We start from the raw sequence: 11,554 nt of genomic DNA on the forward strand, positions 1-11,554 counted from the left end.
GCCTTGAGGTACATCCAGCTGCTGTACGAAATCGAGCATGAAGTCCGCGACCTAGAACCGGATTTACGCCGCCGAATACGACAAGAAAAAGCCGTACCGGTGATGGACGCGTTGCATGCCTGGATGATCACCCAGCGCCTACTTGTGCACGATGGCTCGGCCATCAGCAAAGCATTGGATTACAGCCTCAAACGCTGGACGGCGCTGTCGCGCTATCTCGATGACGGCGCCGTACCCATTGACAATAATTGGGCAGAGAACCAGATCCGGCCATGGGCGTTGGGGCGCAAGAACTGGCTCTTTGCAGGTTCACTGCGCAGCGGTAAACGGACAGCGGCGATCATGAGTTTGATCCAGTCAGCTCGACTCAACGGGCATGACCCGTACGCCTATTTGAAGGACGTCCTCACGCGCCTGCCGACGCAGCGGGCAAGTGAGATTACGGAGCTGCTGCCGCATAGGTGGCGACTGGTTTAGTTGCGCAAGACGGGATGCCCAGACGCATACCCTGCAATGCGGGCGCCAGCTCGATGGCGACGATGTGTTTCCACACCTGGCTTGCCAATTGCTGCTTTTCTTTGCCCAGATTAGCTACCGTAGCGTTGTGTGACTCGATCTGCTCGTTGGCAAGCGCCAGTGCCTGGGAGATCGCGCCCAGAGCGTCAGCCAGAGGTTCCAGTGCAATGAGCTGGCTTGGCTCGCGTTGCTTATCGGCAAGATGCTGACGATTGAGGGCATCCGAGAAGCCAGCAGCGCCACTTCTGTCTTCAGTGTTTCCGCATCGAGGAATCGGGAAGGCGCATTAAGGATCTCGGACAATTGCGCCAAAAGGTGATCGGCCGCCGCGGCATAGGTCTTAGCCAGTTCATCAATGGCACGACTGTCATCCAGAAACGTTTCGTCGAAATAGGCCTCCAGACTGGCCGCGAACGAGGCTTCTGTGGCTTGCTGGCAGAAAGGGCAGACTCCTGTCGCCTCATCGAAGTAAGCCCGGCCCTGCCGCACCCAATCGCTGTTGCCCAGCGCCTTGATCATTGCCGCGATATCGACATCTTCCCGGCCCAGAACGCGCTTGCTCAGGATCGGATTCGATTCGTGGGACAACAGCGCATCGAACGAAGGCAATACGACGCGGGGCTCCAACATAGGTGAGGGGCCAAAAATGGTCTTGGCTTTCTCCTGGAGATCGGCCAACGAAACCAATGCTGCAGAATTCCCAGCATGCTCCTGCAGCACACGGACCTTGAAGTTCTCGGCATTGTTGCGTACGCCCTGGAATGCCAAAGCGAATGCACTATCGTGCTTTTTTCTGGGCCCAGCATGTCTCCTGAAACCAAGCCTCGAGATCGGCGAGTTCTTTGCGTTTTCCTCCCAGACCATCCAGCCCTTCTAGAGTCTCCCTCAGACTGCTGATGCGTCCACTACAGCTACCGGACTCCTGTTTGAGTGCCGCGATCTTGGCAACATTCTCGACGTTCTTTTCACCGAGGGTGAAGATGCCTTTGAGCTCTGCGGAAGGGCCGAAATTACGTGCAACGAAGTCGCGGTTGTAGACCATAGCCTGAAGGGGCACGCCGCTCTTCCAGCCAACATGGCAACTCGGATAACGAGTGGGGTTGTCGATCACCCTGGAAATTGTGGTTTTGCCACACCCATTGGCACCGTAGATAAAGTTGAACTTCGTCAGCCCATCAAGCGCTTGTACCTCTTGTCCATACGAAGCCACCCCCACTATCCGTATTGACTCAATCATTCGCCTCTCTCCCTAGGCAATCGGTGCCAATCTCTGGCCGGCTATTCGTTATATAGCTTGCAATGTCATTCGAATAGAGTGAGTGAAAGACTAGACCAGTCGAGGTCTAGTGATCTATTCCGGAGGCGCACGCTGGATATGGGCGATTTGGCGGAGAGTTCTGTCGTCACGAGGGTGTATTTGGCTAGTTCGGCGGAGGTGCCCCAGTGAGCGCTTGTGGCGGGTCAGTGGTTTTTGCAGGACTGCCACCGACATTTTGCGGTAGACGAGTGCAGCCACGGTGGCTACGGAGCGAAGTCTCGATGACCTATCAATGAACTGCCGGTGGATTAGCTGAATGTCCTCAACCTGTTTCGGCTCGACCCCACTGGCAAGAAGGGAGGTATCAAGACCCGCCGCCTGGTTGCATCCACCTCCGATACCTATCGCGCTGCACTTCTCGGGCTTGGCCAGCCTTCAAGCGATTGCCCTGCGTCGGTGCCCTGGAAGATTGCAGTTTCTGCGGGCTGCACGGCACTGCGATGCGAACAACGCAACGCTTGCGAGGATCGCCTCACGGCATTCGTCGTCGCTCGACAGCGAGAAGTGGCGTTTCGTGATGCGCTGATGGATACGCGGTGCGCACGGCGCACCCTGCGGGCCCGGCGAGGCTTGAGCGGCTGCATGCATTTCGCACCAGGCTGGCGCGTGACAGCGATTGTGCGACCTGTTGTGGTGCGGGCTGGGCGGCTGGGCGTCGCCCCACCGCCTGCCCAGGGCCGTTGTTGGCGATCTGGCATACTTTTTTCATGGGCAAGCGCATCCACTGCAAGCCGGGCTCTGCCTCGTAAGCCTTGTGACCATTCGCGCCCCCGGGCGCCGGGTAATGAAGCCCGATCCACCAGCCTGCTGGTCGATCGGGCTTTTTTCGTTTCTGGGAACACGGAAAAATGCGTCGAACACTGCCCATCGGCCTGCTGCTCTCCACCGACGGCACCTACCGCCGGATGGCCCGCCATGCGTTGGCTGGCGCCCGCGATGCCTTGGCCGAGATCAATGCCGACCCTCAGCTGGACTTCCAGCTGGCCGCCACCCACTGCAACCCGCGTGGCGAGCTGAGCCGCTACGGCGAGGCAACCGCCGCGCTGATGCAGCAGGGCGTGCGGCACCTGTTCGGCACCATCACCTCGGCCAGCCGCAAGGAAATCATTCCCGACCTGGAACAGCAGGGCGGGCTGCTCTGGTATGGCTGCCCCTACGAGGGCTTCGAGAGCAGCGAGAGCGTGCTCTACCTCGGCGCCTGCCCGAACCAGACGCTGGTGCCGCTGCTGCGCTACGCGCTGGCCACCTTCGGCGCGCGCGGCTACCTGATCGGCTCGAACTACGTGTGGGGCTGGGAGAGCAACCGGATCGCCCGCGAGGTGCTGGAGCTGGCCGGCGGCCGGGTGCTCGGCGAGAAGTACGTGCACCTGGGCGGCACCGGCTTCGCCGAGGCGATTCCCACGCTCATGGGCCAGGCGCCCTCGTTCGTGCTGAACAACCTGGTGGGCGAGTCCTCCTACGCCTTCCTGCGCGAGCTGGACGCCGCCTGCGCGCAGGCCGGCATCCGCCTGCCGGTGCTCAGCTGCAACCTCACCGAGGCGGAGCTGGGCGAGGTCGGCGAGCGGCCGAACCTGCGCCTGCTGTCCTGCGGTCCGTTCTTCGAGAGCGTGCATGCCGAATTCAGCCGGTGCCAGCAACTGGTGCACGGGCTCGACCGCTGCTCGCACTACTACACCGGCGCCTACGTGGCGGTGCACGCCTTCGCCGAGGCCCTGCAGCACACCGGCAGCGACGCGCCCGAGGTGATCTGCGACTACCTCTACCGGCATCCGCTGCCCGGCGTGCTCGGCGAGCTGCGGGTGTCGTCGCGCAACAACCATTCGAGCCTGCCCTGCCACATCGCCGAGCTGCGCGCCGGCCGCTTCGAGCTGCTGCACAGCGAGGCCGCAGCGCTGCCCGCCGACCCCTACCTCACCGCCACCGACCTCGGCGCCTTCCAGGCGCTGCGTCACGAGGTCCCCCGGCAGCACCTGAGGATCGTCAAATGAAGTCCCTGTCGCGTCCCGATTTCGAGAACGGCCGGCTGCTGCTGGTCGACTGCGACGAGCGCACCCTGGCCAGCCTGCATAAGAGCCTGCGGCGCCTGGGCATCACCGCCGAGGCGGTGGCCGCCGACACGTTGCCGGCGCTCGATGGCTGCTTCGCCGCCATCGTCGAACTGGAGCATTTCGCCAGCCCGGCGACCCTGGCCCGACTCGAGGCCGCCGGCGTGCCGCTGATCGCGCTCACCGCCCACGAGACGCTGTCGCAGATCCAGCGCGCCATCGAGCTCGGCGTCACCGCACTACTGAACAAGCCGATCACCCAGGGCTCGGTGTACACCACGCTGATGATGGCCATCGGGCTGCGCGCTCGGCTGGCCGAGGCGAACCGGCAGCAGGCGGCGCTGGCCCGGCGGGTCGAGGCCGGGCCCTTGCTGGCGCGCACCCTGGCGCGGCTGATGGTGGAGCGGACGCTGACCGAGCAGCAGGCCTACGAGCAACTGCGCGAGCTGTCGATGCGCCTCAACCGCAGCGTCGAGGCGCTCTGTGCCGAATTCGAGGTCGACCGCCTGGGCGCCGATCCGCGGCAGGAGCGGCAGCGATGAACATCCTGCTGGCGCTGCTGCGGCGCCCCTCGGTGGCGCTGTCGCTGCTGTTCGTGCTGACCGTGGTGACCTTCGCCGTGCTGGCTCCCTGGCTCAGCCCCTACGACCCCTCCGAGCAGTACATCGAGGGCCTGTCGCTGGAAGGCGCGCCGCTGCCGCCGGATTCGACCTACTGGCTGGGCACCGACCTGCTCGGCCGCGACCTGTTCTCGCGGCTGGTCTACGGCGCGCGCACCTCGCTCTTCATCGGCCTGGTTGCCAACGGCCTGGCGGTGCTGATCGGCACCCTGGTCGGGCTCACCGCCGGCTTCGTGCGCGGCTGGCTGGGCAGCGTGCTGATGCGCTTTACCGACCTGATGATGGCCTTCCCGGCGCTGCTGCTGGCGATCGCGCTGGCGGCGATCTTCCAGCCGAGCGTGTGGATCGTCGCGCTGGTGATCGCCATGGTGAACTGGGTGCAGATCGCCCGGGTGATCTACTCGGAGACGGTGGCCCTGGCCGCGCGCGACTTCGTCGCGGTGGAGCGCACCCTCGGCGCCAGCGCCCGGCGCATCCTGTTCAGCCACCTGCTGCCGCACCTGCTGCCTACCATTCTGGTCTGGGCCACGCTGGGCATCTCCACAACCGTGCTGCTGGAGGCGACCCTGTCGTTCCTCGGCGTGGGCGTACAGCCGCCGACGCCGAGCTGGGGCAACATCATCTTCGAGAGCCAGACCTACTTCACCGAGGCGCCCTGGCTGGTGTTCTTTCCCGGGGCGGCCATCGTGCTGCTGTCGCTGGCCTTCAACCTGGTGGGCGACGCATTGCGCGACGAGCTCGACCCGACCCTGTCGGGGAGACGCTGATGGCTCCTTTCATCCTGCGCCGCCTCGGCTACTCGCTGCTGATCCTGCTCGGCGTCACCCTGATCACCTACCTGCTGCTGTTCATGCTGCCGGCCGACCCGGCGCGGCAAATCGCCGGGCGCAGCGCGACCCCTGAGGTGGTGGCCAGCATCCGCGCCCAGCTCGGGCTCGACCAGCCGTTCTACGTGCAGTACGGGCGCTACCTGGCCGGCCTGGTACAGGGCGACCTGGGCCGCTCGTACATCCAGCGCAGCGAGGTGGCCGAGCTGATCGGCGCACGGCTGAAGCCTTCGCTGCAGCTGATGGCCGCCGGCATCGGCTTCGAGCTGCTGATCGGCATCGGCCTCGGGATGATCGCCGCGCTGCGCCGCGGCGGCTTCGCCGACAAGCTGCTGATGGCCTTCTCCTTCGTCGGCGTGTCGGCGCCGCAGTTCATCGCCGCCATGCTCGCGCTCTACTTCTTCGCGGTGAAGCTCGGCTGGTTCCCGCTCGGTGGCTACGGCGGCGTTGAGCACCTGCTGCTGCCGGCGCTGACCCTTGGCGTGCTCGGCAGCGGCTGGTACGCGCGCATGACACGCTCCTCGATGATCGAGGTGCTGCACCAGGACTTCATCCGCACCGCCCGCGCCAAGGGCCTGAGCCGGCTGAGGGTGATCGCCCGCCACGTGCTGCCCAACGCCATCGTCCCGGTGATCCCGATGATCGGCATCGATATCGGCATTTTCATGGGCGGGCTGGTGGTGGTCGAGTCGGTGTTCGGCTGGCCGGGCATCGGCCAGCTCGCCTGGCAGGCCATCCAGCAGGTGGACATCCCGGTGATCGTCGGCGTGACCACCGTGTCGGCACTGGCCATCGTCCTCGGCAACCTGATCGCGGACCTCACCGTTCCACTGGTCGATCCGCGCATCGACGTCAAGAAACACTAACCAGAAAGAGGCAAGGAGCATGAAGCGCAAGGCAATTTCCCTGGCCATCGCGGCCACCCTGTTCGCCGGCCCGCTGCTGGCCGCCGAGCCCAAGGCCGGTGGCGACATCGTGGTGACCTACCAGAACGACGTGGCCACGCTAGACCCGGCGATCGGCTACGACTGGCAGAACTGGTCGATGATCAAGAGCCTGTTCGACGGCCTGATGGACTACAAGCCGGGCACCACCGAGCTGGAGAAGGACCTCGCCGAGGACTACGACATCTCCGAGGACGGCACCGTCTACACCTTCACCCTGAAGAAGGGCGTAAAGTTCCACAACGGCCGCGAGATGAAGGCCGCGGACGTCAAGTACTCGCTCGAGCGCACCGTCAACCCGAAGACCCAGAGCCCGGGCGCCGGCTTCTTCAACTCCATCGCCGGCTTCGACGCCATGGCCGAGGGCAAGGCCGAGACCCTGAGCGGCATTGAGGTGCTCGACGACTACACCGTGAAGATCACCCTGAGCGCGCCCAACGCCACCTTCCTACACGTGATGGCGATCAACTTCGCCTCGGTGGTGCCCAGGGAAGAGGCCGAGAAATGGGGCGCCGATTTCGGCAAGCACCCGGTCGGCACCGGCGCCTTCACCCTGGCCGACTGGCAGCTGGGCCAGAAGCTGGTGTTCAAGAAGAATCCGGACTACTACAAGGCCGGCATCCCGCGTCTGGACGGCATCACCTTCGAGGTCGGCCAGGAGCCCATGGTCGCCCTGCTGCGCCTGGAGAAGGGCGAGGTCGACATCGCCGGCGACGGCGTGCCGCCGGCCAAGTTCCTGCAGTTCCGCAAGGACCCGAAGTACAAGGACCTGCTGGTGGTCGGTGACCAGCTGCACACCGGCTACCTGACGCTGAAGACCACGCTGCCGCCGTTCGACAACCTCAAGGTGCGCCAGGCGGTGAACATGGCCATCAGTAAGGACCGCATCGTGCGCATCATCAACGGCCGCGCCACCCCGGCCAACCAGCCGCTGCCGCCGGCCATGCCCGGCTACGCCGAGGACTACCAGGGCTACGCCTACGATGTCGAGGACGCGAAGAAGCTGCTCGCCGAGGCCGGCTTCGCCGACGGCTTCGACACCGAGCTGTTCGTAATGAACACCGACCCGCAGCCGCGCATCGCCCAGTCGATCCAGCAGGACCTGGCCAAGGTCGGCATCCGCGCGCAGATCAAGTCGCTGGCGCAGGCCAACGTGATCGCCGCCGGCAGCGAGCCGAACCAGGCGCCGATGGTCTGGTCCGGCGGTATGGGGTGGATCGCCGACTTCCCGGATCCGTCGAATTTCTATGGGCCGATTCTCGGTTGCGCCGGGGCGGTCGATGGCGGCTGGAACTGGGCGCTGTACTGCAACAAGGCGCTCGATGCCAAGGCCGCGCAGGCTGATGCCATGGCCGACCCGGCGCAGGAAGCCGAGCGCATCGCGCTGTGGAAGGAGGTGTTCCTCGAGGCGATGGCCGACGCACCCTGGGTACCGATCTTCAACGAGCAGCGCTTCACCGTGCGCTCGGCGCGCATGGCCGGCGACGACGCGCTCTACGTCGACCCGGTGCACGTGCCGGTCAACTACGACTACATCTCGGTGAAATAACCGCCGGGCAGCGGGCGCTCGCCGTCCCGCTGCCGCGGACCTGCTAGGAGGGCCTCGCCCCATGTGTCAGAACTGCTTGGTCAAGACGATTCACAGCGTCCACAGCCACTTCGGCTGGGACAACAGCTTCACCCCGGTGGAGCGGGTGGCGCCCGGCACTACCCTCGAGTTCGAATGCCACGACTCGTCCAACGGCCATTTCACCAAGGACTCCGTCGTCGCCGACGTCACCAGCATGCCGTTCGACCGGATCAACCCGGTCAGCGGCCCGGTGTTCGTCGAAGGCGCCATGCCCGGCGACGTGCTCAAGGTCACCATCGACAGCTTCAAGCCGTCCGGCTTCGGCTGGACCGCCAACATCCCCGGCTTCGGCCTGCTCGCCGACCAGTTCCTCGAACCGGCCCTGGCGCTCTGGCAGTACGACACCGAGAGCCTGGCGCCGGCCGCCTTCGGCGACTTCGCGCGGATACCGCTCAAGCCCTTCGCCGGCACCATCGGCGTCGCCCCGGCCGAACCCGGCCTGCACTCGGTGGTGCCGCCGCGGCGCGTCGGCGGCAACCTGGACATCCGCGACCTGGCCGCCGGCACCACCCTGTACCTGCCGGTGGAGGTCGAAGGTGCGCTGCTCTCCATCGGCGACACCCACGCCGCCCAGGGCGACGGCGAGGTCTGCGGCACGGCCATCGAAAGCCGGATGAACGCCGTGGTCACGCTCGACCTGATCAAGGGCGAGAAGCTCGCCGCGCCGCGCTTCAGCACTCCCGGGCCGGTCACCCGGCACCTCGACGGCACCGGCTACGAAGCCTTCACCGGGATTGGCCCGGACCTGATGCAGGCCGCCCGCGGCGCGGTCAGCAGCGCCATCGACTGGCTCTGCCGCGAGCACAGGATGCCGGCCGAACAGGCCTACATGCTCTGCTCGGTGTGCGGCGACCTGCGCATCAGCGAGATCGTCGACCTGCCCAACTGGGTGGTGTCCTTCTACGTGCCGAAGGTGGTGTTCGCCTGACGGCGACGCCCTTCCTCGCAGGAGCGAGCTTGCTCGTGAAAGGCGCTGGCGTCCCTCGCTCCTGCCAGAACATCTACAGAGAACCGCCGTGAACACCTCGACATCCCCCGACCGCCCCGTGCTCTCCGTCGAACGCCTGACCATCGACTTTGGCCCCAGGCGGGTGGTCGACGAGCTGAGCTTCGCCCTGCAACGCGGCCGCACGCTGTGCATCGCCGGCGAATCGGGCAGCGGCAAGTCGCTCACCTCGCTGGCGATCATGGGCCTGCTGCCGCGCGCCGCCAGCGTGCCCGGCGGGGCGATCATCTTCGAGGGCCGCGACCTGCTCGGCCTGCCCGAGCGGCAGCTGCAGCCGCTGCGCGGCAAGCGCCTGGGGATGATCTTCCAGGAGCCGATGACCTCGCTGAACCCGCTGATGACGGTCGGCCAGCAGCTCGAGGAAACGTTGCGCCGGCACGAGCCGCTGGGGCGCCGCGAGATCGCCCGGCGCGCCCGCGAGATGCTCGACGCGGTGCGCATGCCGCACGCCGAGAAGCGCCTGGCGCAGTACCCGCACGAGCTGTCTGGCGGCATGCGCCAGCGGGTGATGATCGCCATGGCGATGCTCTGCCGACCGGACGTGCTGATCGCCGACGAGCCCACCACCGCGCTGGACGTGACCATCCAGGCGCAGATCCTCGAACTCATGCGCGAGCTGCAGCAGAGCTTCGGCACCGGCCTGCTGCTGATCACCCACGACATGGGCGTGGTCGCCGAGATGGCCGACGAAGTGGTGGTGATGAACCAGGGGCGGATGGAGGAGCGGGCGCCGGTGCGCCAGCTGTTCGCCGCGCCCGCCGCGGCCTATACGCGCAAGTTGCTCGCCGCGGTGCCGGTGCTGGGCAGCGCCGGCGAGCCCGAGGCGCTCGGTGAACGCCCACCGCTGCTGGAGGTGAACGACCTGTGCGTGCGCTTTCCGGTGCGTGGCGGCTGGCTCGAACCGGTGCGCAACGTTCACGCGGTGGAGCACGTCAGCTTCACCCTGCGCCAGGGCGAAACCCTCGGGCTGGTGGGAGAGAGCGGCTGCGGCAAGTCCACCACCGGCAAGGCGCTGATGAACATGCTCGCCTACCAGGGCAGCGTGAAGCTCGACGGCCGCGAGCTCAACGGCCTGCAGGGCGAGGCGCTACAGGCCGTGCGGCGCGACGTGCAGATGATCTTCCAGGACCCCTACGCTGCGCTCAACCCGCGCAAGACGGTGCTGGAACTGGTCGGCGAGCCGCTGCTGATTCACGACCGCCTGCCGCTGGCCGAACGCCGCGAGCGGGTCGCCGCGCTGCTCGAGGACGTCGGCCTGGCCGCCGACGCCATGACCCGTTACCCGCACCAGTTCTCCGGCGGCCAGCGCCAGCGCCTCTGCATCGCCCGCGCGCTGTCGCTCAACCCGAAGCTGATCATCGCCGACGAATCGGTCTCGGCGCTGGACGTCTCGGTGCAGGCGCAGGTGCTGGAACTGCTCGAGCGGCTGCGCGAGACGCATGGTCTGAGCTACCTGTTCATCTCTCACGACCTGGCGGTGGTCGAGCGCATCTGTCACCGGGTGGCGGTGATGTATGGAGGGAAGATCGTCGAGATCGGTCGCCGCGACCAGGTGCTGCACAATCCGCGGCATCCCTACACGCGGCGCCTGCTAGAGGCGGTGCCCATGCCCGACGTCGACCGCCGGCGCGACTTCAAGGCGCTGCTCGAGGCCTTCGAGGCGCCCGATCCGATCAAGCCGCAGGGCTTCCGGGCGCCGCCGCAGCGCTTCGACGCGGTCGGCGAGGATCATCTGGTGGCGGTCTGAGCGCTGCGCCGGCAGGAGTGAGGGGTGCCAGCCCGCGCCTCCGTATCCAATACCAGACGCTGGATAGCTTCCATGAGAGTGGTAACGCTAACGACGAGGGGGTCTCCCTTCACAAAAGCCTGTGTTTTGATCGTATGAACGAGAACGGTTCTCTTCATGCGATAGCCCTGGTAAAGGGGGGCCTGACGAAGCCGGCTCGCGAATCAGCGAAACCGGATCAACCACACTTGGAGTTGCCGCAATTGAGGCAGGTCGCGCAGCCGTCCATCTGCACCACCGCCTGGGTGTTGCACTTGTTGCACAGCTGCGCGCCGGCCGGGAAACCCTCGCCCGGCTCGACCGCCACCGCACCCTGGCTCGCCTCGTAGGCGGCACGCTTCTCGGCCAGGTACTTGAGCTGGGTCTCGTCCAGCGCATGGCCTTCGAGCATGCCGATGGCGATCAGATGGCGCTCCAGCACTGCGCCGATCTCGGCGACGATCGACGGCATGTAGACGCCGCCCTTCTTCAGGTAGCCGCCACGCGGGTCGAATACCGCCTTCAGTTCCTCCACCAGGAAGGTGCAGTCGCCGCCCTTGCGGAACACCGCGGACATGATCCGGGTCAGCGCGACGATCCACTGGAAGTGGTCCATGTGTTGGCGCTGATGGAAAATTGACCCACCCTGCCGATTGAAATTTGACCCAGGGCGGATTGCTGATTTTGTTACCAGCAACTGTGGATAAGTCTACCAGCGCAGCTGCTGTTGCCCCCACTCCTTCGCTAGCCCAGTTCAGTTGTTTAAGACCTGCCACACGCAGCCATGTAGCAGGCCGTCGTCGCCATGAAATCAGAACGGCTCATCGTCCTCCGGTTCCTGGCCGCCCTTACGCTTTCGCTCCCGTGATTTGATCTTGGCCTG

Annotated in this window: 9 protein-coding genes and 2 pseudogenes; 8 read left to right on the forward strand and 3 right to left on the reverse strand. The window is 65.7% G+C overall.

Translation table 11 applies throughout. The annotated features are described in order from the left end of the window. Positions 1 to 477 (forward strand): IS66 family transposase (locus DBO86_RS19550; protein ID WP_146173183.1); only part of this gene is annotated, 477 nt, incomplete at its 5' end. Here the strand turns inward: DBO86_RS19550 and DBO86_RS27080 are convergent. Further along, positions 440 to 685, reverse strand: a complete 246-nt coding sequence (locus DBO86_RS27080) for a hypothetical protein (protein ID WP_341865948.1) — start codon at positions 683 to 685, stop codon at positions 440 to 442. The genes DBO86_RS19550 and DBO86_RS27080 overlap by 38 nt on opposite strands. Then, positions 592 to 1,753, reverse strand: a pseudogene (locus DBO86_RS19555) (AAA family ATPase). The gene DBO86_RS27080 and the pseudogene DBO86_RS19555 overlap by 94 nt, the downstream one beginning before the upstream one ends. Positions 1,754 to 2,682: 929 nt before the next feature. Here DBO86_RS19555 and DBO86_RS19560 point away from each other — a divergent pair. The 7 genes from DBO86_RS19560 to DBO86_RS19590 all read left to right on the forward strand — a co-directional run bounded on the left by DBO86_RS19560 (position 2,683) and on the right by DBO86_RS19590 (position 10,653). Beyond that, positions 2,683 to 3,822: a transporter substrate-binding protein gene (locus tag DBO86_RS19560; protein WP_003160979.1), complete on the forward strand. Its 1,140-nt coding sequence runs from the start codon at positions 2,683 to 2,685 to the stop codon at positions 3,820 to 3,822. Then, positions 3,819 to 4,421: an ANTAR domain-containing response regulator gene (locus tag DBO86_RS19565; protein ID WP_003160980.1), complete on the forward strand. Its 603-nt coding sequence runs from the start codon at positions 3,819 to 3,821 to the stop codon at positions 4,419 to 4,421. Before DBO86_RS19560 ends, DBO86_RS19565 begins: the two co-directional genes overlap by 4 nt. Further along, positions 4,418 to 5,266, forward strand: coding sequence for an ABC transporter permease (locus DBO86_RS19570; RefSeq protein ID WP_003160981.1), 849 nt, complete (start codon positions 4,418 to 4,420; stop codon positions 5,264 to 5,266). Before DBO86_RS19565 ends, DBO86_RS19570 begins: the two co-directional genes overlap by 4 nt. Beyond that, positions 5,266 to 6,192, forward strand: coding sequence for an ABC transporter permease (locus DBO86_RS19575; RefSeq protein WP_003459722.1), 927 nt, complete (start codon positions 5,266 to 5,268; stop codon positions 6,190 to 6,192). The genes DBO86_RS19570 and DBO86_RS19575 overlap by 1 nt, the downstream gene beginning before the upstream one ends. Positions 6,193 to 6,211: 19 nt before the next feature. Then, positions 6,212 to 7,819: an ABC transporter substrate-binding protein gene (locus DBO86_RS19580; protein ID WP_003160983.1), complete on the forward strand. Its 1,608-nt coding sequence runs from the start codon at positions 6,212 to 6,214 to the stop codon at positions 7,817 to 7,819. 61 nt (positions 7,820 to 7,880) lie between these two features. Then, the gene (locus DBO86_RS19585) at positions 7,881 to 8,828 is read left to right on the forward strand and encodes an acetamidase/formamidase family protein (protein ID WP_003160984.1); all 948 of its coding nucleotides are present in this window, start codon (positions 7,881 to 7,883) and stop codon (positions 8,826 to 8,828) included. 88 nt (positions 8,829 to 8,916) lie between these two features. After that, entirely contained in the window at positions 8,917 to 10,653 is a 1,737-nt protein-coding gene (locus DBO86_RS19590) for an ABC transporter ATP-binding protein (protein WP_003160985.1), read from the forward strand. 217 nt (positions 10,654 to 10,870) lie between these two features. Here the strand turns inward: DBO86_RS19590 and DBO86_RS19595 are convergent. Further along, positions 10,871 to 11,290 (reverse strand): annotated as a pseudogene (locus tag DBO86_RS19595) (TSCPD domain-containing protein); the annotation flags it as partial. Between the last annotated feature and the right edge of the window lie 264 nt (positions 11,291 to 11,554).

The organism is Ectopseudomonas oleovorans (assembly GCF_003052605.1).
Taxonomy (GTDB): domain Bacteria; phylum Pseudomonadota; class Gammaproteobacteria; order Pseudomonadales; family Pseudomonadaceae; genus Aquipseudomonas; species Aquipseudomonas oleovorans_A.